The following is a 22,593-nucleotide window of genomic DNA, read 5'->3' as shown; positions in this document are numbered from 1 at the left end:
CCAGGGAATCAGTGGGAGTCGATGATCTTCGCGAGGTGGGCCAGGCTGCGCTCGGTGTCCCGCCGGGGTAGGTCGTCGGGGCTCTCCGCGCCGAGGGCGGTGTCCTGTTCGAGGACGTACCAGCCGTCGTAACCCGCCGCTTGGACGGAGCGCACCATCGCCGCCACGTCCACGTCGCCCTCGCCGAGCGGGGTGTAGATGCCCCGCCCGACCGCGTCGGTGTAGCCGAGCCGCCCCGCGCGGACTTCGGCCGCCAGGTCTTCTCGGACGTCCTTCAGATGCACGTGCCCCACCCGTTCGGGATACCGCTGCGCCAGCTCGACCGGATCCGTCCCGCCGATCATCAGGTGCCCGGTGTCGAGGCACAAGCCGAGGTCGGAGTCGGCGAGGAACCGCTCGACCTCGGCCCGCTGCTCCACGTGCGTCCCGACGTGCGGGTGCAGCACGGTGCGCAGGCCGTGGGCGGCGGCGATGTCGCGGATCTTGCCGGCGGTCTCGACGAGCGTCGCCCATTCGGCGTCGGTCAGCTTCGGGCGGTCGTCGTAGCCCTCGAGGCCGGTCGCGGCGGCGAGCACGAGGACGTCACCACCGCACGCGGCGAACAGCGCGGCCGACTCTTCCGCTTCCTTGAGCGCGCCCTCCTGATCGGCGTGGAGGACGACGGCGAGGAAGCCGCCGACGAGCGTCAGGCCGTGGCTCCCCAGTAGCTCGCGCAGCTCGGCCGGGTCGCGCGGGAGGTACCCGGGCGGACCCAGCTCCGTCGCCTGGACGCCAAGGGCCGCCATCTCGCCGAGCACGGTCGCCGCGTCCAGCACCCGGCCCCAGCCCGGTACTTCGCAGACGCCCCAGGAGATCGGGGCGGCGGCCACGCGGATCGTCGCTGTCACAAGGGGCCTCCGTTGGTCCGTTGGAGCGCTCTATTGATTAGAGCGCTCTAATCTTGTAGCGTTCGTCACACCAAGTCAAGGCCGAGTTTCCGGTGATCAGGGGAGGTGCCGCATGCGTCCGACGATGGAGGACGTCGCCGCGCGGGCGGGAGTTTCCCGCGCGCTGGTCTCCCTGGTGATGAGGAATTCACCGAAGGTCTCCGACGCCCGGCGCGCGGCCGTCCTGCGCGCGGCCGAAGAACTGGGCTACCAGCCGCACGTGATGGCGCGGTCGCTGGCCAGCCGGACGTCCACGGTGCTCGGCGTGATGGTCAACGACCTGCGCAACGCCTTCTTCGCCGACGTCGTCGAGGGGCTGGACGCGGCCGCGCAGGCGGCGGGCTTCGACCTGATCCTCAACACCGGCGGCCGCAGTCCCACGCGCGAGTGGAACGCCCTGCACAACCTGCTTTCCTTCCGCCCGGCCGGGATCATCCTGCTCTCGCCGGTCGTCCCGGCGGCGTCGATCCAGGTCGCGGCCAAGCAGTGCCCGGTCGTGCTGGTCTCGCGGACGATCCGCGCGTCCACAGTGGACACGGTGAACGACGACGGCGAAGCGGGTTCCGCGCTGGCCGTCGATCACCTGGTCGGGCTCGGGCACCGGCGCATCGCGCACCTGGACGGCGGGGGAGCGGCGGGCGCGGCCCAGCGGCGCCGCGGGTTCGAGGCGGCGATGCGGCGGCACGGCCTCGAGCCGGTCGTCGTGCGCAGCGAGCACACCGACACGGCGGGCGAGAAGTCCGTGCGGGAGCTGCTGGCGACGTACTCGCGGGCCGAGCTGCCGACGGGGTTGGTGGCGGGCAACGACTTCAACGCCGTGGGGGCGATCTCGGCGCTCGAAGAGGCGGGCCTGCGCGTGCCCGAGGACGTCTCGGTCGTCGGCTACGACAACACGTCGCTGGCCGCGCTGCGGCACCTCTCACTGACCACAGTGGACCAGCCGCGCACCGAAATGGGCCGCCTGGCCTTCGAAGCGCTGGCCGAACGCGTCCGCGGGGAACGCACGGAGCCGGTCCGGCACCTGCTGCACCCGTCACTGGTGGTCCGGGCGACCACCGCCGAGATTTCCGAAACAGGAGGAGCTGCACGATGAGGTTGGGACTGGCGGGCACCGGCCGGATCGGCACCGCCCACGCGGAGACGCTGAAGGGCTTCGACGAGGTCGAGTCGGTCGTGGTGGCGGACGTCGACCCGGCGCGAGCCACCTCCGCCGCGGCGAAGATCGGGGTCGAATCGGCTTCCCTCGACGAGCTGTTCTCCGCCGGGCTGGACGGCCTGGTCGTCACGGCGGCCACCGACGCGCACCCCGGCCTGATCATCGCGGCGGTCGACGCGGGCATCCCGGTGTTCTGCGAAAAGCCGGTGGCCGCGGACATCCCGGGCACCCTCGCCGTCATCGACCGCATCCGCGCGTCGGATGTGCCGGTCCAGATCGGCTTCCAGCGCCGGTTCGACGCGGGGTACGCGGCGGCTCGCGCGGCCGTGGCGTCCGGTGAGCTGGGCTGGCTGCACACGCTGCGCGCGACGACGTTCGACCCGGCACCGCCGCCGGCGGAGTACGTCGCCCACTCGGGTGGGTTGTTCCGCGACTGCGGCGTCCACGACTTCGACATCATCCGCTGGGTGAGTGGCCGCAAGGTCGAGGAGGTGTACGCGATCGGCGCCAACCGCGGCGAGCGGTTCTTCGTGGACGCGGGCGACGTCGACACGGCGGCCGCGACGCTCACCCTGGACGACGGCACCCTGGCGACGGTGTCGCTGACCCGCTACAACGGCGCGGGCTACGACGTGCGGCTCGACGTGCTTGGGTCGGTCTCGGGGGTGGTCGTGGGCCTGGACGACCGGGCGCCGCTGCGCTCGGTGGAGCCGGGAGCCGCACCGCTGCCGGGCCCGGCGTACCCGGGGTTCATGGAGCGGTTCCGCCCGGCGTACACGACGGAGCTGAAGGCGTTCCTGGACGTGGTCGCCGGCCGGGCGCCGTCGCCGTGCGTCGCGGCGGACGCGTTGGAGGCGTTCTACATCGCGGAGGCGTGCGAGGTGTCGCGGCGCGAACGGCGTCCGGTGAAGCTGAGGGAGGTCCGGCGCTGATCACGCTGACCCCGCTCGACGAGCCCGCCCTCGCGCGGCTGCTCGAAGCCGCCGTCGCCGGGGCGGACCCGCTCGACGTCATGCCCCCGGTCGACGGCCCGCCCGGCTGGATCGCGGCGCGCCGGGCGGCGTTCCTGGATTTCCACCGCGGCCGCTCGCTGAACCCGGCGACCGCGGTGGAACGCACCTGGGTGGTCGACGCGGACGGCATCGCGGTCGGAGCCGCCCGGCTGGAACGCCACGGCGATGCGGTGGAGGCGGGCATCTGGCTGAGCCGCGACGCCCGCGGTCGCGGAATCGGCCGCGAGGTGACGCAACTGCTCTTGGCCGAAGCCCGCAGTTCCGGTGCGACGAGGTTCATCGCTTCGACGACCCCGGAAAACAGAGGTGCCCGGTCGCTGCTGGCCGGGCTCGGCGCAGCCCTCACCATCGACGGCGGCGAAGTCCGCGCGGAACTACCGCTGAGCTGACTTCAGCCGCGGCAGGATCTCCGTCCGGACGTACTCCAGCGCGTCCCGCGAAGGCTCGATGTGCGGCCCCTGCACCCACACGACCCCGTGGCGCACCGCCGCCGCCGTGACCCGTTCCCGCAGTGGCCCGACGACTCCCGCGCCCAGCACGAGAGCGTCCACCACACCGAGCCGGGACAGCACCGCCTCCTCCGAAGCGACGCCGTCCGCGGCGAAACCCGCCGCGGACAGCGCCGCCGTCACCCTCGAGACCGTGGCCGGGTTGCGGCCGAACAGCAGCACCTTCATGCCGCCCAGGCTCACACCTCAAGGGCACTCGAAGTCAAGCTCGACGTCAGGACAGCTCGAGCGTGGGGGAGTACATCTCGATCCAGTGGTACAGGTCGAGCACCCGGTCCAGGCCGATGCGCATGGCCGGGTCCATCGTCGCCGAGTCCACTTCGGACGCCCGGTGCGCCCACGCGCGGTCGACCAGGCCGAACACGTCGTGCTTCGGCTCGGCCAGCACCTCCTTGACCTGCTGCTGCAGCGCCGCCGCGTAACCCGGGTCCTGCGTCGACGGGTAGGGGCTCTTCACCCGCTGGGCCACCGACTCCGGCAGCACGTGCTTGGTGGCGTGCCGCAGCAGGCTCTTCTCGCGGCCGTCGAACGTCTTCAGCGACCACGGCGTGTTGTAGACGTACTCGACCAGCCGGTGGTCGCAGAACGGCACGCGGACCTCCAGGCCCACCGCCATCGACGCGCGGTCCTTGCGGTCGAGCAGCATCCGCACGAACCGGGTCAGGTGGAGGTTGCAGATCGTCCGCATCCGGGCCTCGAGAGCGGACTCGCCGTCGAGGTGCTCCACACCCGCGACCGCGGTCTTGTACTGGTCGGCGACGTACGACTCGACGTCGAGGTTCTTGACCAGCTCCGGCGTGTACAGCGACGACCGCTCGTCCATCATCGACGTGCGGAACGCCAGCCACGGGAACGTGTCCGCGTTGACGGCCTTCTCGTCGTGGAACCAGCGGTAGCCGCCGAACACCTCGTCGGCCGACTCGCCCGACAGCGCCACCGTCGACTGGCCGCGGATCGCCTTGAACAGCAGGTACAGCGACGTGTCCATGTCGCCGAGGCCGGCCGGGATGTCCCGGGCCCGCAGCACCGCGCGCCGGACCTCGGGGTCGGTCAGGTCGCCCGGGTTGAGCATGACGTCCTCGTGCGCGGAGTTCACCAGCTGGGCGACGTCCCGCACGAACGGCGAGTCCGCGGTGTCGCGCATCTCGTCCGGCTTGAAGTTCTCCTCCTGGCCGAAGAAGTCGACGGAGAACGTCCGCAGCTGCTCGCCCTGCTCGGCCAGCCGCGCGGCGGCCAGACCGGTGACGGCACTGGAGTCGAGGCCGCCCGAGAGCAGCACGCACCGCGGGACGTCCGCGACGAGCTGGCGGTTGACGATGTCGGTCATCAGCTCGCGCACGCGCGCGACCGTCGTCTCCTGGTCGTCGGTGTGCTTCTTCGCGTCCAGCTTCCAGTACGTGCGGGTCTTGATGCCCTCGCGGGACACGGTGACGATCGTGCCCGGCTGGACCTCTTCCATGTCCTTCCACAGCGACCAGCCCGGCCGCTTGGTGAAGCCGGCCAGCTCGCGGAAGCCGTCGAGGTCGACGACCTTCTTCGCGAGCGGGTTGGCCAGGATCGCCTTCGGCTCGGAGCCGAACAGGACGCCGTCGCGGGTCGGGTAGTAGTAGAACGGCTTGATGCCCATCCGGTCGCGGATCATGACGAGCCGGTCGTCGCGCTCGTCCCAGATCGCGAAGGCGTACATGCCGTTGAGGTGGTCGACGACCTCGTCGCCCCACTGCAGGTAGCCGTGCAGCACGACCTCGGTGTCGCTGTCGGTCTCCCACTTGTGGCCGAGCTTCGTCAGCTCTTCCTTCAGCTCGGTGAAGTTGTAGGCCTCACCGCTGTAGACCATCGCGACCTCGCCGTTCGGCGTGCGCACCGACATCGGCTGCCGGCCGCCGGGCAGGTCGATGATGGCCAGCCGCCGGTGGCCGAGCGCGACGTTGCGGCGCACCCAGGTGCCCTCGTCGTCCGGGCCGCGGCAGGACATGGTCGCCGTCATCGCGTCGACCACTTCCTGGCGGCGGGTGAGGTCGGCGTCGTAGGAAACCCAGCCGGCGATACCGCACATAGGTGATCCCCTCTCCCAAGATTTGCTTAGCCGATACAACTATCGGTAACACAGGTGTAACACGGGCTGTAGATCTTGTCTGCCCGAATTGCACGTTCCGCACTTGTTCCGTCACTCGTTGTGTCGCGAGTCACTAACCAACTGCATGCAGTGACAACGAGGCAAACGTTTGCGTGACGGCCGCCACCGGCCATAAAGACGGCGTAAACGGGTGTCAGGAACGCATCAAGGCGCCGTCAGCCGCGGGTCGCGACGGGGTCCCGGAGCCGCACAGTGAACGCGTCCGGTCACCGAACCCGGTGACCCGTCTTGAGAGGTGCCCTGTGGCCGACTTGCTCTACGCCGTCCTGCTGATCGGCGTGTTCGTGGTGCTCGCGCTGGCGCTGCGCGGGATGGAGAAGCTGTGAGCGCCGCGGCCAACATCGTCGGCGGCCTGCTGGCGCTGGGCCTGCTCGGTTACCTCTTCGTCGCGCTGATCAAGCCGGAGAAATTCTGATGTCCGACACGACGGCCGGGCTCATCCAGCTCGGCCTCCTCCTCGCCGCCCTCGCCGCGGTCTACAAACCGCTCGGCGACTACCTGGCGCGCGTCTTCTCCACCGAGAAGCACCTGAGGCTCGAGAAGGGTCTCTACAAGCTCTTCCGCGTCAACCCGGACTCGGAGCAGCGGTGGCCGACCTACGCCGCCGGCGTGCTCGGCTTCTCGTTCGTCTCGATCGTCCTGCTCTACCTGCTGCAACGGCTCCAGCCGCTGCTGCCGTGGAACCTGGGGCGCGGCTCGGTGAGCCCGGCCGTCGCGTTCAACACGGCGGTTTCGTTCGTCACCAACACGAACTGGCAGTCCTACGTCCCCGAGACGACGATGGGCCACTTCGTGCAGATGGCCGGGCTGACCGTGCAGAACTTCCTGTCGGCGGGCGTCGGCCTGGCCGTGGCGATCGCCGTGACGCGCGGGTTCGTCCGCGCGAAGACCGACCGGCTCGGCAACTTCTGGGTGGACCTGACGCGCGGCACGGTCCGCGTCCTGCTGCCGATGGCCTTCGTGTTCGCGCTCGTGCTCGTGGCCTTGGGTGTCGTGCAGAGCCTCAAAGCCGGCGTCGCCGTCACCAACCCGGACGGCAGCCACAGCACCATCGCGCTGGCCCCGGCCGCGAGCCAGGAGGTGATCAAGGAGCTGGGCACCAACGGCGGTGGCATCCTCAACGCCAACTCCGCGCACCCGTTCGAGAACCCGAACGCCTGGACCAACCTGATCGAGCTGTTCCTGATCCTGGTCATCCCGGTCAGCCTGACCCGCGCGTTCGGCAAGCTCGTCGGCAAGCCCAAGCAGGGGTACGTCCTGCTCGGCGTGATGGGCCTGCTCTGGGCGGCGTCGCTGGCCCTCATCTGGTTCTCCGAAGCCAACGCGAGCAACCCGGCGGCGCTGGCCGCGGGCGCGAGCATGGAGGGCAAGGAACAGCGGTTCGGCATCGGGTTGACGTCGATCTTCGCCGACACCACCACGGGCACCTCGACCGGCGCGGTCAACGGCGCCCACGACAGCCTGTCCGGCCTCGGCGGCGGGGGACCGCTGCTCAACATGCTGTACGGCGAGATCTCGCCCGGCGGCGTCGGCACCGGTCTCTACGGCATCCTCGTCATGGCGATCATCGCGATGTTCCTGGCCGGCCTGATGGTCGGGCGCACGCCGGAGTACCTGGGCAAGAAGCTCGGCAAGCGCGAGGTCACCTGCGCGGCCATCGCCATGCTCGCCATGCCGACCGTCGTGCTCCTCGGTTCCGGGATCGCGTTGCTGCTGCCGAATACAGCGGGCGCGCTCGGCAACGGCGGCGCGCACGGCCTGTCGGAAATCCTCTACGGCTACGCGTCCACCGGCAACAACAACGGCAGCGCCTTCGGCGGCCTGACCGCGACGAACGACTGGTTCCAGTCCTCGTTCGGCGTCGCCATGGCCTTCGGCCGGTTCATCCCGATCGTCGCCGTGCTCTGCCTGGCCGGTTCCCTGGCCGCGCAACGCAAGGTGCCCGAAACCGCAGGCACCCTGCCCACCACCGGGCCGCTGTTCGCCACCATGCTCACCGGCACGGTGGTGCTCGTCGCGGCCCTCACGTTCATCCCGGCGCTCGCGCTCGGGCCCATCGCGGAGGCACTCGCATGACCGTCACCGAAGAACGACCCCAGGTGACTCCCGCCGAAACCACCAGCCGGGTCGGCGCCGGGGTGTTCAGCCCCCGCCAGCTCTGGACGTCGCTGCCGGACGCCTTCCGGAAGCTCAACCCCAAGCACCAGCTCGGCAACCCGGTGATGTTCGTGGTGTGGGTGGGATCCGCGCTGACCACGGTCTTCGCGGTCACCGACCCGAGCGTGTTCACCATCCTGATCGCCGTCTGGCTGTGGTTCACGGTCCTCTTCGCGAACCTCGCCGAAGCCGTCGCCGAAGGACGCGGCAAGGCCCAAGCCGAAAGCCTGCGACGGTCGAAGAAGGAGACGGTCGCCCGCCGGCTCACCGCGACCGGCTCCGAAGAACAGGTACCCGGCGTAGAGCTGAAGGTCGGCGACCTGGTCGTCGTCGAAGCGGGCCAGGTGATCCCGGGTGACGGCGACGTCGTCGAGGGCATCGCGACCGTCGACGAGTCGGCCATCACCGGCGAGTCCGCCCCGGTCATCCGCGAGTCCGGCGGCGACCGCAGCGCCGTCACCGGCGGCACGACCGTGCTGAGCGACCGGATCGTCGTGCGCATCACCACCAAACCCGGCGAGTCCTTCGTGGACCGCATGATCGCGTTGGTGGAAGGCGCTTCGCGGCAGAAGACGCCGAACGAGATCGCGCTGACGATCCTGCTCTCGACGTTGACCATCATCTTCCTGCTCGCGGTCGTCGCACTGCAGCCGATGGCCCGGTACTCGGGGTCCGAGCAGTCGGTGATCGTCCTGACCGCGTTGCTCGTTTGCCTGATCCCGACGACGATCGGCGCGTTGCTGAGCGCCATCGGCATCGCGGGCATGGACCGCCTGGTGCAGCGCAACGTCCTCGCGACCAGCGGCCGCGCGGTCGAAGCCGCCGGCGACGTCTCGACGTTGCTGCTCGACAAGACCGGCACGATCACCTTCGGCAACCGCCGCGCGACCGAGCTGATCCCGGTCGGAACGTCCACACCGGAGGAACTGGCGCGCGCCGCCCGGCTGGCCAGCCTGGCCGACGAAACGCCCGAAGGACGCAGTGTCGTCGAGCTGACCGAGGACCACGCGGGCCAAGACGAACAAGGCGAATTCGTCCCCTTCACCGCGCAGACCCGGATGAGCGGCATCGACATCGGGGACCGGCGGATCCGCAAGGGTGCGGCTTCAGCTGTCCGCGCGTGGGTGCGCGACAACGGCGGCGGCTTCCCCGACGAGACCGAGCGCGTGGTCGACGAGATCAGCGCGCAGGGCGGCACTCCGCTCGTCGTCGCGGAGGACACCGTGGTGCGCGGCGTGATCCGGCTGTCCGACGTCGTCAAGCCGGGTATGAAGGAGCGCTTCGAAGAGCTGCGCGCGATGGGCATCAAGACGGTGATGATCACCGGCGACAACCCGCTCACCGCGAAGGCCATCGCCGCGGACGCCGGCGTCGACGACTTCCTCGCCGAGGCCAAGCCCGAAGACAAGATGGCCCTGATCAAGAAGGAGCAGGAAGGCGGCCGGCTCGTCGCGATGACCGGCGACGGCACCAACGACGCCCCCGCGCTCGCGCAGGCCGACGTCGGCGTCGCGATGAACACCGGCACCTCGGCCGCCAAGGAGGCCGGGAACATGGTCGACCTCGACAGCGACCCGACGAAGCTGATCGAGATCGTCGAGATCGGCAAGCAGTTGCTGATCACGCGCGGCGCGCTGACCACGTTCAGCGTCGCCAACGACCTGGCCAAGTACTTCGCCATCCTGCCCGCGATGTTCACCGGTATCTACGCCCAGCTGGGCGGGCTGAACATCATGCACCTGGCCACGCCGAAGTCGGCGATCCTCTCCGCGGTCATCTTCAACGCGCTGATCATCGTCGTGCTGATCCCCCTGGCCCTGCGCGGTGTGCGGTACAAGCCGTCGTCGGCCTCGGCCCTGCTGCGCCGCAACCTGCTCGTCTACGGCCTCGGCGGGATCGTCAGCCCCTTCCTCGGGATCTGGCTGATCGACCTGCTCGTGCGCCTCATCCCCGGAATTGGGTGAAGTCCGTGAACACGCTCGTCAAGCAGACCTGGGCGGGGCTGCGCGTCCTGCTCGTCATGACCGTTCTGCTCGGGATCCTCTACCCCCTCGCCGTGTGGGCGGTCGCCCGGATCCCCGGCCTCGAGTCGAACGCCGAGGGGTCGGTCGTCACGCAGAACGGCCAGGCCGTCGGGTCGTCGCTCATCGGCGTCGACCCGGTGCCCGCCGACCCGGCGCACGACCCGTGGTTCCACAACCGGCCGTCGGCGCTGTCGAAGGACGCGCTCGGCCCCGGCGACCCGTCGACCTCCGGCGCGTCCAACAAGGGCCCGTACAACGAGGACCTCGTGAAGACGATCGAAGAGCGGCGGGCGGCCATCGCCCAGCGCGAAGGCGTGACACCCGACCAGGTGCCGCCGGACGCCGTCACCGCGTCGGGCTCCGGCCTCGACCCGGCGATCAGCGTCGCCTACGCGGACCTGCAGGCCGCGCGGGTCGCGCGGAACACCGGTCTTCCGCTCGATCGGGTGAAGCAGCTGATCGAAGCAAACACTTCGGGTGCCGGGATCGGGGTGCCGGGGGTGGATGTGCTCCCGCTCAACTTGGCCGTGCGAGCCGCGGCCGGAGGGGCACACTGACAGCGTGACCACCGCGAACAAGCCGCGCCGAGGGGAGCTGAGGATCTACCTCGGCGCGGCTCCGGGCGTCGGCAAGACGTTCGCCATGCTCGGCGAAGCACGTCGGCGCTCCGACCGCGGCACCGACGTCGTCGTCGGGCTGGTCGAGACGCACGGCCGCGAGAAGACCGCGGCGCTCCTCGACGGCCTCGAGACCGTCCCGCGGCGGCACGCCGACCACCGCGGCCGCGCGTTCGACGAGATGGACGTCGACGCCGTCCTCGCCCGCGCGCCCGAGGTCGCGGTCGTCGACGAACTCGCGCACACGAACGTGCCGGGCTCACGCAACGCCAAGCGCTGGCAGGACGTCGAGGACCTCCTCGAAGCGGGTATCGACGTCCTGTCCACGGTCAACGTGCAGCACCTGCAGAGCCTCAACGACGTCGTCGAGCGGATCACCGGCGTCACCCAGCAGGAGACCGTGCCGGACGAGGTCGTCCGCCGCGCGGAACAGCTCGAGCTGGTCGACATCACGCCCGAGGCGCTGCGACGGCGGCTCGCGCACGGCAACGTCTACCCGGCCGAGCGGATCGACGCCGCCCTCGGCAACTACTTCCGCCCCGGCAACCTGACGGCGTTGCGCGAGCTGGCCCTGCTCTGGGTGGCCGACCAGGTGGACGTCGCCCTCCAGCGCTACCGGGCCGAGCAGCGGATCACCGACACGTGGGAGGCGCGCGAACGCGTCGTCGTCTCGATCACCGGCGGCCCGGAGAGCGAGACGCTGATCCGCCGCGCCAGCCGGATCGCCACCCGCGCCGGCGCCGAGCTGCAGGTCGTGCACATCCTGCGCGGCGACGGCTTGTCCGGGCTCGGGCCGGCCGCGATCGCCCGCTGCCGGACCCTGGCCGAAGAGGTCGGCGCCACCTTCCACACCGTCGTCGGCGACGACGTCCCGACCGCGCTGCTCGACTTCGCCCGCGGGGTCAACGCGACCCAGCTGGTGATCGGCACCTCGCGGCGCTCCCGTGTGGCGCGGCTGTTCGACGAGGGCATCGGCGCCGGGGTCGTGCGGCAGTCCGGGGCGATCGACGTCCACATGGTCACCCACGCCGAAGCGGGCGGGCGGCTGCGGGCCCGGCTCGGCACGAGCCCGCTGGGGTTTTCGCGGCTGGTCTCGGGCTGGGTGCTCAGCATCGTGCTGCCGGTGCTGGTGACCGTCGTCGGCTTCTTCATCCCGGCCGGCCTCGACTTCGCCACCGACGTCATCTCCTACGTGCTGGCCACGGTCGTCGTCGCGCTGGTCGGCGGGCTCGGCCCGGCGCTGCTCGCGGCCGTGCTCGGCGCCGGGCTGCTCAACTTCTTCTTCACGCCGCCGCTGTACACGCTGACCGTGCACACGCCGCAGAACCTGGTGACGCTGATCGCGATGGTCGTGGTCGCGGTGCTCGTCGCCCTGGTCGTCGACCAGGCGGCGCGCCGGGCCACGCAGGCGGCGCGGGCGCGGACCGAGGCGGCGCTGCTCGCCTCCTACGCGAAGACCGTGCTGACCCACGCGAACCCGATCGAGCGGCTGCTGGAGAAGGTGCGGGAGAACTTCGCGCTGACTTCGGTGACACTGCTGGAAAAACAGGAAGGCGAGTGGCAGGCGGTGGCGTGTGCGGGGGAGCGCCCGTGCGCCGACCCCGACGAGGCCGACGTCGACATCGCCGTCACCGCGGACGTCCACCTGACCCTGCGCGGCCGGACGCTGCCCGCGGCCGACCGGCGGGTGCTGGAAGCCGTGGCGGGACAGGCGTTGCTCGCCCTGCGCCAGCAGCGGTCGGCGGCCGCCGCGGCCCGCGCCGAGCGCAAGGCCGAGGCGACCGAGCTGCGCACGACGCTGCTTTCGGCCGTCGGCCACGACCTCCGGACGCCGCTGACGTCGATCAAGGCGTCGATCGGCAGCCTGCGCGCGCCCGACCTCGAACTGTCCGAAGAGGACACCGCGGAGCTGATGGAGGCCATCGAGCTGTCGGCCGACCGGCTCGCGGGGCTGATCGACAACCTCCTGGACTCGTCGCGGCTGGCCACCGGTGCGGTGCGGCCGCACCTGCGTCCCGTGGGCTACGACGAGGTCGTCGCGCACGCCTTGTCTAATGTGGACGCGTCGGACGACGTGCGGGTGGCCGTGGACGACCAGCTCCCGGCGGTGCTCGCCGACCCGGGGCTGCTGGAGCGGGTGGTGGCGAACGTCCTGGACAACGCCCTGCGCCACGGCGGTTCGCCGGTGTCCGCGCGGGCTTCGGCGCACTCGGGGTTCGTCGAGCTGCGGATCGTCGACCACGGCAAGGGGCTGCGCAAGGGCGCGGCGGACTCGGCGTTCGCGCCGTTCCAGCGCCTGGGCGGCGACCGCGACACGACGCCGGGCGTCGGGCTCGGGTTGTCGGTGGCGAAGGGGTTCACCGAGGCGATGGGCGGCACGATCCGCGCCGAGGACACCCCGGGCGGCGGGCTCACGATCGTGGTCTCGCTGCCCGCGTTCAGCGTCGAGTACGAGGAAGAGGGGGTGCGATGAGCGACCCGGGGGCCACCGTGCTGGTGGTGGACGACGAGCCGCAGATCGTGCGGGCACTGCGGATCAACCTCAACGCCCGCGGCTACAAGGTGATCACCGCGCACGACGGCACGGCCGCGCTGAAGGCGGTGGCCGAGACCAAGCCGGACGTGGTGGTCCTGGACCTCGGCCTGCCGGACCTGGACGGCACGGAGGTGATCGCCGGGCTGCGCGGGTGGACGACCGTCCCGATCATCGTGCTGTCGGCCCGCGGCGACTCGGCGGACAAGGTCCAGGCCCTCGACGCGGGCGCGGACGACTACGTCACGAAGCCGTTCGGCATGGACGAGCTGCTGGCCCGGCTGCGCGCGGCGGTCCGCCGCTCGGCGGTGACCGGCGCGGACGACGTCGACGCGGTGGTGGACACGTCGTCGTTCAGCGTGGACCTCGCGGCCAAGCGCGTCCGCCTCGCCGACGGTTCGGAAGTCCACCTGACGAAGACCGAGTGGGGCGTGCTGGAGCTGCTGGTCCGCAACCGCGGCCGGCTGGTGGCGCAGAAGCAGCTGCTGCACGAGGTGTGGGGACCGTCGTACGAGACGGAGTCGCACTACCTGCGGGTGTACCTGGCCCAGCTGCGGCGCAAGCTGGAGCCGGAGCCGTCGCGGCCCCGCCACCTGCTGACCGAGCCGGGGATGGGCTACCGCTTCGAGGTCTAGGCGGCTGGGTACCCCACCGGCATGGACGGGACGAAGACGTGGCTGCGCGGCGGTGAGCGCATCCCGCCGGTGGTCGTGCTGACGCTGGCGGTGGGAGCGACGTTCGGCGCCTTCGGCTGGCTGCTCACGGCGTTCGAGGGCGGCGTGAGCGGGGTGACGTGGCTGCGGGTGGCCGCGGCCGGCGCGGGTGCCCTGTTGACGGTGTACCTGTGGGCGTTGTTCGCCCACCGCCTGCGACGCCGTCGCTGATCCGGGAGTGAACTGGGAATGACGGTTACTGGGGTGAAGAAGCGCACGGTCGGCTCGACGATCGCGATCGTGCTGGCGTTGACGGCGATCGGGTACCTCGTCGGCGTGGCGGTCGCGGCCTTGATCGGCAGCGAGGAACCGTGGGCTCACGGTCTCTTCGGGATCGGCCCGGCCCTCGCGGGTTACTACGCGGACACCCTGCGACGCCGGATCCGCGGCTGACAGCCGGACGTTCGGCTCGTACCCCGCTCGAGTCTCGGCCTGGACATGCCGAAGGCCACCGCCGGAACGGTGGCCTTCGAGTCTTTCCTACTGCGCGCGGGTAGTGCTTCCGCCCGCGGTCGAGGAGTTGGTCGAGGTCGGCGACGGTGCCCCACCGGTGCTCGTGCCGCCACTCGACGGCGGCGTTGTCGTGGGGTCGGGCGATGTCGTGGGGTCCGGCGTCGTGGTCGGCGGCTTGGGCGTCGTCGTGCTGGCCGGCGGCTTTGGCGTCGTCGAAGTCACCGGGGGCGGGTTGCCGCCCGTGTCGCTGCGGGGCGGCGGGGGCGGGTCGGCGTGGGTGACCACCGTGGTCGTCGTCTTGCCGTCCGGGCTGACCGACACCACCGTCGTCGGCGCGCTCGACGACGTCGTCGCCGACTCGCTCGACGGCGCGCCCACGGTCGACGGGCCGCTGGACGACGGCGTGTTCGGGACCGTCTGGAGGCCGGCCTGCGAGGTGCCCTGGCCGCCGGTGCCGCCGGTGCCGCCCGCGGTGCTGGCGAGGTCCGGGCCGGCGAGCTCGGCGACCGCGGCGAACGCGGTCGCGACCACCAGGCCGGCCACCCCGAGCACGACGTACCCGGTGCGGTTCGGTTTGCTGCTCTTCGGCGGGGCGGTGTCGACCCTGGTCACGTGCGGCCCGTCGGGGCGGGACATTGCAGGCTCCTCGGGGGTTCGGGAGAGGCGCGGTGGGAGGCCGTGAATCGATCACTGCGTTCCCGGGCGGGGGAACCCGGGAGGACGACCTCGGCGGCGAGGCTATCACCGTCGGTGCCGCATTCGCCCAGGTAGTGGGCCTGCGCGATCACTGTGCGCAGTCGGAGTGTCCGGAAAGGATGAAAGCGTGAGTGAGGAACAAACGAACACGCGGTTGACGGCGTGGGTGCGCGGTCGCGTCCAAGGTGTCGGTTTCCGCTGGTGGACCCGGAGCCGGGCGCTCGAACTGGGGCTGGTGGGCAGTGCGCGCAACATGCCCGACGGGCGTGTCGAGGTCATAGCGGAGGGTGATCGAAACCACTGTGAGCGGTTGCTCGCCGCCCTGCGGTCCGGAGAATCACCCGGAAGTGTGGAGACCGTCGTCGAGCGCTGGTCTGACCCGAAAGGGGGACTCAGCGGCTTCTTCGAGCGGTAGCGGCCGCGCCGATGAGGGGCGCGTCCGGCGGCCCGCCGGGGCCCCCGGGTAGCCTGGGACGATTGAACCGCCCGTACCGGCAGCCAGAGGGGCCACCACCCAGTGCACCTGAAAAGCCTGACGCTCAAGGGCTTCAAGTCCTTCGCCTCGGCCACGACGCTGCGCTTCGAGCCGGGCATCACCTGCGTGGTCGGGCCGAACGGCTCCGGCAAGTCCAACGTGCTGGACGCCCTGCGCTGGGTCATGGGCACCCAGGGTGCCAAGGACCTGCGCGGCGGCAAGATGGAGGACGTCATCTTCGCCGGCACCGCGGGCCGTGCCCCGCTCGGCCGCGCCGAGGTCACCCTCACCATCGACAACGCCGACGGCGCGCTCCCCATCGAGTACGCCGAGGTGTCGATCACCCGCCGGATGTTCCGCGACGGCGCCAGCGAGTACGAGATCAACGGCGACCGCTGCCGCCTGATGGACGTCCAGGAGCTGCTCTCGGACTCCGGCATCGGCCGCGAGATGCACGTCATCGTCGGGCAGGGCCAGCTCTCGGCGATCCTCGAGTCCAAGCCCGAAGAGCGCCGCGCCTTCATCGAAGAGGCCGCCGGCGTCCTCAAGCACCGCAAGCGCAAGGAACAGACCCTGCGCAAGCTGGCCAACATGCAGGGCAACCTCGACCGCCTCGGCGACCTGACCACCGAGCTGCGCCGCCAGCTCAAGCCGCTGGGCAAGCAGGCCGAGATCGCCCGCAAGGCCCAGTCCGTCCAGTCCGAGCTGCGCGACTCCCGCCTGCGCCTGCTCGCCGACGACCTGGTCACCCAGCGGACCACCATCGAGCGCGACGAAGCCGACGAGAAGACGGCCCGCCTGCGCCGCGCCGAGGTCGAGCAGCACCTCGAGCTCGTCTCCGCCGAGGAAGCCGAGCTGGAGGCTTCGCTGGCCGAGGACGCTCCGCTCCTGCAGACCGCGCAGGAGACCTGGTACAAGCTGTCCGCGCTGGCCGAGCGCCTCCGCGGCACCGTCCGCCTCGCCATCGAGCGGCAGCGCCACCTCTCCGCCGACGTCTCGACGTCGACCGGCGGCCGCGACCCCGAAGAACTGCTCGAAGAGGCCGAGCGCGTCGCCGAGCAGGAAGAAGAGCTCAACGAGGCCGTCATGGAGGCCCGCGAGCTGCTCGCCCAGACCGTGCTGCGCCGCGAAGACCTCGAACAGCGCGTCCAGGCCGCCGAGCGCGCGCACTGGGCCGCCGTCCGCGCCATCGCCGACCGCCGCGAGGGCATGGCCAAGCTGACCGGCCAGGTCGAGGCGCTGCGCAGCAAGAACGGCGCCACCTCCGACGAGATCGACCGCCTCAGCGTCTCCCTCGAAGAGGCCGCCGAGCGCGCCGAAATCGCCGTCGAAGAGCTGGAAATGGCCAAGGCCGAGGGCGGTGTCGAGGAGTCCGACGACGCCGGCCTGATGGACCGCCACGACCGCGCGGTGGAGGCCAACAACGCGGCCAAGGCGCGCGTCGAAGAGCTGGTCAAGGCCGAACGCGCGGCCGAGCGCGAGATCGCGTCGGAGAAGGCGCGCGTCGAGGCGCTGTCGATGGGCCTGCGGCGCAAGGACGGCGCGGGCGCGCTGCTCGGCGCGTCCCACGAGCTGCCGGGCCTGCTCGGCTCGGTCGCCGCGCTGCTCACCGTCGAGCCCGGCTACGAGGTCGCGCTGGCCGCGGCGCTCGGCCCGGTGGCCGACGCGGTCGCCGTCACCGGCGGCGAAGACGCCCTGCGCGCCCTGAAGTACTTGAAGGAAACGGACTCCGGCCGCGCGGGCATCCTGCTCGGCGGTTTGGAGTCCACTGTGGACACCTACTCGTGGCCGTCGCTGCCGGAAGGCGCGCGGTGGGCGCGCGAGGTCGTCACGGCGCCCGCGCAGCTGCGGCCCGCCGTCGAGCAGGCCCTCGAGAAGCTCGCCCTGGTGCGGGACCTGGACGCCGCACGCCACCTCGTCGCGGTACACCCGGAGGTTCGGGCGGTCACCGCCGAAGGCGACGTCTTCGGCGCCCGCTGGGCGATCGGCGGCTCGGGCAAGCGCGAGAGCGTCATCGAGGTCCAGGCCGCCGTCGACGAGGCGGGGGACCGGCTCCGCACGGCCGAACGCTCGCTGGAGCGCTACGCGGCCGAGCTGGAAGGCGCCCGCGCCGAGCAGCAAGCGCGTCGCGAAGAGGTGTCACAGGCCAAGGACGCCCTCGGCGAGGCCAAAGTCCGCAAGGCGCGGTCGTCGGAGCGGCTCAACCGGCTGCAGCAGGCGGCCCGCCAGGCCCAGGCCGAGGTCGAACGCTTCGCCGGGCAGCGCGCGAAGGTCGAGCAGAGCCGCGAGCAAGCCCTCGCCCAGCTCGCCGAGCTGGAGGAACGCCTCGCCGCCGTCGCCGAGCAGCCCGTCGAGGACGACCCGGACACCGCCGAGCGCGACGCCGCCGTCGAAGAGCTGGCCGTCGTCCGGCAGGAGGAGATGGAAGCGCGGCTCGCGCAACGCACCGCCGAAGAGCGGGCGCGCAGCATCGCCGGCAAGGCCGAGGGCCTCCGCCGCGCCGCGCACGCCGAGCAGCAGGCCCGGGAACGCGCCGAGCGCGCCGCCACGGCCCGCAAACGCGGCGCCGAGATCGCCAACGCCGTCGTCAACGGCGGCGAGATCGCCCTCGACCGCATCGAGCACTCCGTCCAGCGCGCAGCCACCGAACGCGACCAGGTCCAGGCCCGCCGCCAGAGCCGCGAACAGGCACTGACCGGCGTCCGCGCCAAGGTCCGCGAGCTGACCGGCGAGCTGGAGAAGCTGACCGACGCCGTCCACCGCGACGAGGTCCTGCGCGCCGAGCAGCGCCTGCGCCTGGAGACGCTCGAAGCGAAGATCGCGGAGGACTTCGGCATCGGCCTCGCGGATCTGGTGCAGGAGTACGGCCCGGACGTGCCGGTCCCGCCGAGCGCGGGCGAGATGGCCGAGTACGAGGCGGCCAAGGAACGCGGCGAAGACGTCACCCCGCCGCCGCCCATGCCCTACGACCGCGACACGCAGGCCCGCCGCGCCAAGCGCGCCGAGAAGGACCTTTCCCTGCTGGGCAAGGTGAACCCGCTCGCGCTGGAGGAGTTCGCGGCCCTGGAGGAGCGGTACAAGTTCCTTTCGACGCAGCTGGAAGACCTCAAGGACACCCGCAAGGACCTCGAAGCCGTCATCAAGCAGGTCGACGAGAAGATCCTCGAGGTCTTCGCCGGCGCGTACGCCGACGTCGCCCGCGAATTCGAGACGGTCTTCGGCGTGCTCTTCCCCGGCGGCGAGGGCCGGATGGTCCTCACCGAGCCGGACGACCTGCTGGCCACCGGCGTCGACGTCGAAGCGCGCCCGCCGGGCAAGAAGGTCAAGCGGCTGTCGCTGCTCTCCGGTGGCGAGAAGTCGCTGGTCGCGGTGGGCATGCTCGTCGCGATCTTCCGCGCCCGTCCCTCACCCTTCTACGTGATGGACGAGGTCGAGGCCGCGTTGGACGACACCAACATGCGCCGGCTGATCGGGCTGCTGGAGCAGCTGCGCGACTCGTCGCAGCTGATCATCATCACCCACCAGAAGCCGACCATGGAGATCGCCGACGCGCTCTACGGCGTGAGCATGCAGGGCGACGGCATCACGAAGGTGATCTCGCAGCGCCTGCGCACGGCCGAGGAAGAGCCGGTCCCGGTCAGCTGACCCGGGTCACATCTCGTCCTCGCGCGGCGCGCGCCGGTCTTCACCCCGCACACGCGGCTCGTAGGTACCGAGATCGTTGCCGATGTGGGTGGCGTCGTCGATCCGCGGCCGGCGCCCGCGTGGCGTCATCATGCCCCGCTTGACGCCGCGCTTGCGGTCGCCGCGGTCCATGACCAGCGCGATGACGAGCACCACGAGCAGGACGGCGCCGATCCCGATGAAGAACCCCATGTGAGACCCCCTCTCCCGCTCCGAGGTTACGGGAGCGGGAGGGCGGGCCGCGAAACATTTGCCACGGCTCGCCCGACTCACCCGGTGGCGACCGGCCGCGTCCCGGCGGCCAGGCACGCTGCGACGCTGGAGGCTGCCATGCGGCGATGCTCGGCTGTGGTGCTCACCGCGGTGCTCGTCCTCGCCGCGTTCCCCTCCGCCGCGGCGGCTGCGGCGTGGTCACCCGACCGCGGCTTCCTGGTGTGGACGAGGCAGTCGGAGTCCTCCGCGGCGGTCGTCCGGGCCGATCGTCCCGGCGGGCAGGTGACGCGGCTGAGCCGGCCGCCCGCCGGGGCCGCGGATCTCACCCCGCAGGTTTCCCCGGATGGCTCGCAGGTCGTCTTCGAACGTGACCTGCCCGACGGGTCGACCCGGCTCGTCGTCGTCCGCGCCGACGGACGCGGAAGCGAACGCGTCGTCGACACCGGCTGCGTCGACCCCTGCGCCGTCGACGTCCTCCCGGCGTGGACGCCCGACGGCCGTCACCTCACGTTCAGCCGGGTCGTCGGCCCCTTCGTGGACGGCAACGCCGCCTCGGCGGTGCTGTACACCGCCGACCTGGACGGAAGGCACGTCCGGCGGCTGTCGCAGCCGGGCATCGACGGCGCGTTCGAGGACTGCCGCGCTCGGTACTCCCCGACGGGATCGTTCCTGGTGTTCGTCCGGGTGGACAACGCCACCGGTACCACGGCCGTGTTCAGGATGGGCGACGACGGCCGGGACGTCCGGCAGCTGACGCCGTGGGCGCTCAGCGCCGACCACCCCGAGATCTCGCCGAACCGCATGGGTGGCACCGCGGGCTTGATCGTGTTCGAAACCCACGGTGGCGCCCACACCGAGCCGATCCAGGACATCGCCACCGTGCCGGCGAGCTGCCGGCCCGGTCGTGACTGCGAGTAGCGCATCCACCTCGTCACCCGCAACGAGGTCCGAGGCGACGGGACGTCCAGCTTCACCCCGACCTGGTCACCCGGCGCCGGCGAGATCGCCTTCGCCCAGCGCAGTCCCGCCCACGGCTTGCACATCTGGACCATGACCCGGCGGGGGACCGGGATGCACCCGTTCTCCTCGGGCGAAGACGCCGATTTCTCGCCGGACTGGGCGCGTCAGCCGGCGACCCAGAAGGCGTAGTCGGCCGAGTAGCGCACCGCGGTCTGCGCACCATCCGTGCAGGTCCCGGCCGGGGCCACGCCGCCGCGGGTGTTCAGCCGCTGGATGTAGGTCACCTTGCCGAAGATCCCGGTGCCGGTGTTCAGGTTCGCCTTGAGCAGCAGCTCCGGGATCGCGCCCTCGCGCGGGGAGTTGGCGGCCGCCGCCGCGCCGACCGTGCTGCCGTCCACAACGGACGTCCACACCGGACCCTTGCTGTGCAGGGCCACCGGCTTGCCGTGTCTGGTGAGCACCGCCGCGGGCTGGATCAGCGTCCACGCGCCGGCCGTGCAGCCGTAGATCTGCACGCCTTCGGCCGGGTAGCTCGCGAGCGCCACGTTGCCGGCCGGCACCTTGATCGCGGCCGGCACCTTCGCGCCGGCCGGGGTCGCCGAAGCCGTCGCCGCGCCGCCCACGAGGAGGGCGCCGACCGCGAGCGCCACCGTCATCCGCTTCATGAAGTCCACCTTCGAAGTCCTCCCGCCGCTTCTCGGCGGGCTCCCGCACACCGACACGGGCGCCCGCCGGAAACGGTTCAGAAGGATCAGGCGGCGGGGACTTCCGCTTCCGCCTCGCCGGCGGCTTCGGCTTCGGCCGCCTTCGGGTCCGGCGTCCGGTGCCGCAGGGAGAGCAACCCGCCCACGACCAGCGTGATCACCACGCCCAGCAGCGTGTACCAGGGGTAGGCCAGCGCGACCTTGTCGCCGGCCGCCTTGCTGAAGTCGATGCCGAGCAGCCCGCCGGTCTTCGCGCTGAACTTCACCCCGAGGATGACGAACGCCATCACCACGACCGTGGCGACGAACGCGATGATCGCGTCCACCTGCCGCGCCTTCTTGATCAGCAGGCCGAGCAGGAACGACCCGAGCAGCGCGCCGTAGGTGTACCCGGTGATCGCCAGGCCCAGCTCGATGACCGAGTTCTTCGTGGTGGAGAACAGCGACGCGAACACCGCGAACACGACCGCCCAGATCAGGGTCCACATGCGACCGTGCTGCAGCAGCTTCGAATCCTCCGGCGAGCGCTTGGTGAAGCGCTGGTAGAGGTCGGCCACCGTGGACGTCGAGAGGGCGTTGAGCGCGGACGCGAGCGCACCCATGGTCGACGCGAGGACACCCGCGATGAGCAGGCCGGACACGCCGACCGGGAGGTCGTCGATGATGAACCGCGAGAACACGTCGTCCGGGCTCTGCAGGCCCAGCTGCGCGACCGACTTGCGGCCGTTGAACACCCACAGCATCGCCCCGACCAGCAGGAACAGCGCGAACTGGATGGTGACGATGATGCCACTGCCGATGAGTGCCTTCTGGCCGTCGCGCAGGCTGCGCGTGGCCATCAGCCGCTGCGCGATCAGCTGGTCGGCGCCGTGCGAAGCCATGGACAGCGCCGCGCCGCCGAGCACCGCCGTGATGAAGGCGTACGGGCTGGTCAGGAGGTTCTTCGTGAAGTCGACGAGCATGAACTTGCCGTCGTCGGACGCCTGCGTCATCCAGTCGCCCGGCAGCTTGTTCAGCAGCACGATCGCGGCCACCGCGGCGCCGCCGAGGTAGAGCGACAGCTGGATGACGTCGACCCAGACGACCGCCTTGATCCCGCCGATGTAGGCGTAGATCAGCGTCAGCGCGGTCAGGATCACCACGATGACCCAGTAGTCGAGGTGGATGTTGTAGTGCCCGAGGATCACCTTGATCGGGATCGCGCCGGCGAACAGGCGCACGCCCTCGGCCAGCAGCCGCGTGATCACGAACGTCACCGACGCCGTGCCCTGCAGGCCCGAGCCGAACCGCTTGCCCAGGAACGCGTACGCGCTCACGAGGTTGCCGCGGAAGTACCGCGGCAGCAGCACGAACGCGGCGATGACGCGGCCGATGATGTAGCCGAAGGCCAGCTGCAGGAACAGGAACGCGTTGCCGAACACGAGGCCCGGCGTGCTGATCACGGTCAGCGTCGAGGTCTCCGTGGCCACCACGGACAGCATCACCGCGCCCCACGGCAGGCTGCGCTCGCCGACGAAGTAGTCGGCCGCCGACCGTTGCTTGCGGCCGACGAGCACGCCTATCAGCGGCATCGCCGCCAGGTAGACCACGATGATCGCGAGGTCAACACCGCGCATGGACTTC

The 22,593-nt window shown here is 71.1% G+C and carries 21 protein-coding genes; 14 read left to right on the top strand and 7 right to left on the bottom strand.

Features of this window, described 5'->3' with window-relative positions; genetic code table 11:
- Nucleotides 1–8: 8 nt before the first annotated feature.
- A complete protein-coding gene (locus ACIQWX_RS41550; RefSeq protein ID WP_400883571.1) occupies nt 9–887 on the bottom strand; it encodes a TIM barrel protein in 879 nt (292 codons plus the stop codon).
- A gap of 112 nt (nt 888–999) precedes the next feature.
- On the opposite strand from ACIQWX_RS41550, the gene ACIQWX_RS41545 reads away from it, so the two are divergent.
- The 3 genes from ACIQWX_RS41545 to ACIQWX_RS41535 are packed head-to-tail and all read left to right on the top strand — an operon-like array spanning nt 1,000 to nt 3,484.
- Entirely contained in the window at nt 1,000–2,019 is a 1,020-nt protein-coding gene (locus ACIQWX_RS41545; protein ID WP_400883569.1) for a LacI family DNA-binding transcriptional regulator, read from the top strand.
- A complete protein-coding gene (locus ACIQWX_RS41540; protein ID WP_400883566.1) occupies nt 2,016–3,014 on the top strand; it encodes a Gfo/Idh/MocA family oxidoreductase in 999 nt (332 codons plus the stop codon). Before ACIQWX_RS41545 ends, ACIQWX_RS41540 begins: the two co-directional genes overlap by 4 nt.
- The gene (locus ACIQWX_RS41535; protein WP_400883563.1) at nt 2,957–3,484 is read left to right on the top strand and encodes a GNAT family N-acetyltransferase; all 528 of its coding nucleotides are present in this window, start codon (nt 2,957–2,959) and stop codon (nt 3,482–3,484) included. The genes ACIQWX_RS41540 and ACIQWX_RS41535 overlap by 58 nt, the downstream gene beginning before the upstream one ends.
- Here ACIQWX_RS41535 and ACIQWX_RS41530 read toward each other — a convergent pair.
- Both ACIQWX_RS41530 and asnB read right to left on the bottom strand, forming a co-directional pair.
- Entirely contained in the window at nt 3,470–3,772 is a 303-nt protein-coding gene (locus ACIQWX_RS41530; RefSeq protein WP_400883561.1) for a hypothetical protein, read from the bottom strand. The genes ACIQWX_RS41535 and ACIQWX_RS41530 overlap by 15 nt on opposite strands.
- 46 nt (nt 3,773–3,818) lie before the next feature.
- Nucleotides 3,819–5,660 (bottom strand): asparagine synthase (glutamine-hydrolyzing), encoded by a 1,842-nt coding sequence (asnB, locus tag ACIQWX_RS41525; protein ID WP_400883558.1) that lies wholly within the window; start codon nt 5,658–5,660, stop codon nt 3,819–3,821.
- Between the two features lie 403 nt (nt 5,661–6,063).
- On the opposite strand from asnB, the gene kdpF reads away from it, so the two are divergent.
- The 8 genes from kdpF to ACIQWX_RS41485 are packed head-to-tail and all read left to right on the top strand — an operon-like array spanning nt 6,064 to nt 14,178.
- Entirely contained in the window at nt 6,064–6,156 is a 93-nt protein-coding gene (gene kdpF / locus ACIQWX_RS41520) for a K(+)-transporting ATPase subunit F (protein ID WP_257921303.1), read from the top strand.
- Nucleotides 6,156–7,817: a potassium-transporting ATPase subunit KdpA gene (gene kdpA, locus ACIQWX_RS41515; RefSeq protein WP_400883553.1), complete on the top strand. Its 1,662-nt coding sequence runs from the start codon at nt 6,156–6,158 to the stop codon at nt 7,815–7,817. Before kdpF ends, kdpA begins: the two co-directional genes overlap by 1 nt.
- Nucleotides 7,814–9,862: a potassium-transporting ATPase subunit KdpB gene (gene kdpB, locus ACIQWX_RS41510; protein ID WP_400883551.1), complete on the top strand. Its 2,049-nt coding sequence runs from the start codon at nt 7,814–7,816 to the stop codon at nt 9,860–9,862. The genes kdpA and kdpB overlap by 4 nt, the downstream gene beginning before the upstream one ends.
- A 5-nt stretch (nt 9,863–9,867) precedes the next feature.
- Nucleotides 9,868–10,479, top strand: a complete 612-nt coding sequence (locus tag ACIQWX_RS41505) for a potassium-transporting ATPase subunit C (protein WP_400883548.1) — start codon at nt 9,868–9,870, stop codon at nt 10,477–10,479.
- 4 nt (nt 10,480–10,483) lie between these two features.
- The gene (locus tag ACIQWX_RS41500) at nt 10,484–13,012 is read left to right on the top strand and encodes a DUF4118 domain-containing protein (protein WP_400883546.1); all 2,529 of its coding nucleotides are present in this window, start codon (nt 10,484–10,486) and stop codon (nt 13,010–13,012) included.
- Nucleotides 13,009–13,707 carry a response regulator gene (locus ACIQWX_RS41495; RefSeq protein WP_400883544.1) on the top strand — a complete coding sequence of 233 codons (699 nt, stop codon included), beginning with the start codon at nt 13,009–13,011 and terminating at the stop codon, nt 13,705–13,707. Before ACIQWX_RS41500 ends, ACIQWX_RS41495 begins: the two co-directional genes overlap by 4 nt.
- A 21-nt stretch (nt 13,708–13,728) precedes the next feature.
- Nucleotides 13,729–13,956 (top strand): hypothetical protein, encoded by a 228-nt coding sequence (locus tag ACIQWX_RS41490; protein WP_400883541.1) that lies wholly within the window; start codon nt 13,729–13,731, stop codon nt 13,954–13,956.
- A gap of 33 nt (nt 13,957–13,989) precedes the next feature.
- Complete coding sequence (locus tag ACIQWX_RS41485) at nt 13,990–14,178, top strand: hypothetical protein (protein WP_400883539.1); 189 nt, start codon at nt 13,990–13,992, stop codon at nt 14,176–14,178.
- A gap of 87 nt (nt 14,179–14,265) precedes the next feature.
- Here ACIQWX_RS41485 and ACIQWX_RS41480 read toward each other — a convergent pair whose 3' ends face one another.
- On the bottom strand, nt 14,266–14,874 hold the full coding sequence (locus ACIQWX_RS41480) for a hypothetical protein (protein WP_400883536.1): 609 nt from the start codon (nt 14,872–14,874) through the stop codon (nt 14,266–14,268).
- A gap of 187 nt (nt 14,875–15,061) precedes the next feature.
- Between ACIQWX_RS41480 and ACIQWX_RS41475 the strand changes: the two genes are divergently transcribed.
- Together ACIQWX_RS41475 and smc are read left to right on the top strand one after the other, a co-directional pair.
- Complete coding sequence (locus tag ACIQWX_RS41475) at nt 15,062–15,349, top strand: acylphosphatase (RefSeq protein ID WP_400883533.1); 288 nt, start codon at nt 15,062–15,064, stop codon at nt 15,347–15,349.
- A 102-nt stretch (nt 15,350–15,451) separates the two neighbouring features.
- Nucleotides 15,452–19,054 carry a chromosome segregation protein SMC gene (gene smc / locus ACIQWX_RS41470; RefSeq protein ID WP_400883531.1) on the top strand — a complete coding sequence of 1,201 codons (3,603 nt, stop codon included), beginning with the start codon at nt 15,452–15,454 and terminating at the stop codon, nt 19,052–19,054.
- A gap of 6 nt (nt 19,055–19,060) precedes the next feature.
- Here smc and ACIQWX_RS41465 read toward each other — a convergent pair whose 3' ends face one another.
- Nucleotides 19,061–19,285, bottom strand: coding sequence for a hypothetical protein (locus ACIQWX_RS41465; RefSeq protein ID WP_400883528.1), 225 nt, complete (start codon nt 19,283–19,285; stop codon nt 19,061–19,063).
- 138 nt (nt 19,286–19,423) lie between these two features.
- Between ACIQWX_RS41465 and ACIQWX_RS41460 the strand changes: the two genes are divergently transcribed.
- Complete coding sequence (locus tag ACIQWX_RS41460; RefSeq protein ID WP_400883525.1) at nt 19,424–20,224, top strand: TolB family protein; 801 nt, start codon at nt 19,424–19,426, stop codon at nt 20,222–20,224.
- 206 nt (nt 20,225–20,430) lie between these two features.
- Here the strand turns inward: ACIQWX_RS41460 and ACIQWX_RS41455 are convergent, their stop codons facing one another.
- Nucleotides 20,431–20,931 (bottom strand): DUF3455 domain-containing protein, encoded by a 501-nt coding sequence (locus tag ACIQWX_RS41455; protein WP_400883523.1) that lies wholly within the window; start codon nt 20,929–20,931, stop codon nt 20,431–20,433.
- An 86-nt stretch (nt 20,932–21,017) separates the two neighbouring features.
- Nucleotides 21,018–22,586, bottom strand: coding sequence for a sodium:solute symporter (locus ACIQWX_RS41450; protein ID WP_400883521.1), 1,569 nt, complete (start codon nt 22,584–22,586; stop codon nt 21,018–21,020).
- Between the last annotated feature and the right edge of the window lie 7 nt (nt 22,587–22,593).

This window comes from Amycolatopsis sp. NPDC098790 (genome assembly GCF_044759945.1).
In the GTDB taxonomy this organism is placed as follows: domain Bacteria; phylum Actinomycetota; class Actinomycetes; order Mycobacteriales; family Pseudonocardiaceae; genus Amycolatopsis.
Note: the sequence above shows the minus strand (reverse complement) of the source record. Positions and strands in the feature narration are given on the sequence as shown.

Excerpts from the sequence above, each read along its gene's own strand:
- ACIQWX_RS41545 (WP_400883569.1), top strand. The coding sequence starts at position 1,000 with ATGCGTCCGACGATGGAGGACGTCGCCGCGCGGGCGGGAGTTTCCCGC.
- ACIQWX_RS41540 (WP_400883566.1), top strand. The coding sequence starts at position 2,016 with ATGAGGTTGGGACTGGCGGGCACCGGCCGGATCGGCACCGCCCACGCG.
- ACIQWX_RS41530 (WP_400883561.1), bottom strand. The coding sequence starts at position 3,772 with ATGAAGGTGCTGCTGTTCGGCCGCAACCCGGCCACGGTCTCGAGGGTG.
- asnB (WP_400883558.1), bottom strand. The coding sequence starts at position 5,660 with ATGTGCGGTATCGCCGGCTGGGTTTCCTACGACGCCGACCTCACCCGC.
- kdpA (WP_400883553.1), top strand. The coding sequence starts at position 6,156 with ATGTCCGACACGACGGCCGGGCTCATCCAGCTCGGCCTCCTCCTCGCC.
- kdpB (WP_400883551.1), top strand. The coding sequence starts at position 7,814 with ATGACCGTCACCGAAGAACGACCCCAGGTGACTCCCGCCGAAACCACC.
- ACIQWX_RS41495 (WP_400883544.1), top strand. The coding sequence starts at position 13,009 with ATGAGCGACCCGGGGGCCACCGTGCTGGTGGTGGACGACGAGCCGCAG.
- ACIQWX_RS41490 (WP_400883541.1), top strand. The coding sequence starts at position 13,729 with ATGGACGGGACGAAGACGTGGCTGCGCGGCGGTGAGCGCATCCCGCCG.
- ACIQWX_RS41480 (WP_400883536.1), bottom strand. The coding sequence starts at position 14,874 with ATGTCCCGCCCCGACGGGCCGCACGTGACCAGGGTCGACACCGCCCCG.
- ACIQWX_RS41465 (WP_400883528.1), bottom strand. The coding sequence starts at position 19,285 with ATGGGGTTCTTCATCGGGATCGGCGCCGTCCTGCTCGTGGTGCTCGTC.
- ACIQWX_RS41460 (WP_400883525.1), top strand. The coding sequence starts at position 19,424 with ATGCGGCGATGCTCGGCTGTGGTGCTCACCGCGGTGCTCGTCCTCGCC.
- ACIQWX_RS41455 (WP_400883523.1), bottom strand. The coding sequence starts at position 20,931 with ATGAAGCGGATGACGGTGGCGCTCGCGGTCGGCGCCCTCCTCGTGGGC.
- ACIQWX_RS41450 (WP_400883521.1), bottom strand. The coding sequence starts at position 22,586 with ATGCGCGGTGTTGACCTCGCGATCATCGTGGTCTACCTGGCGGCGATG.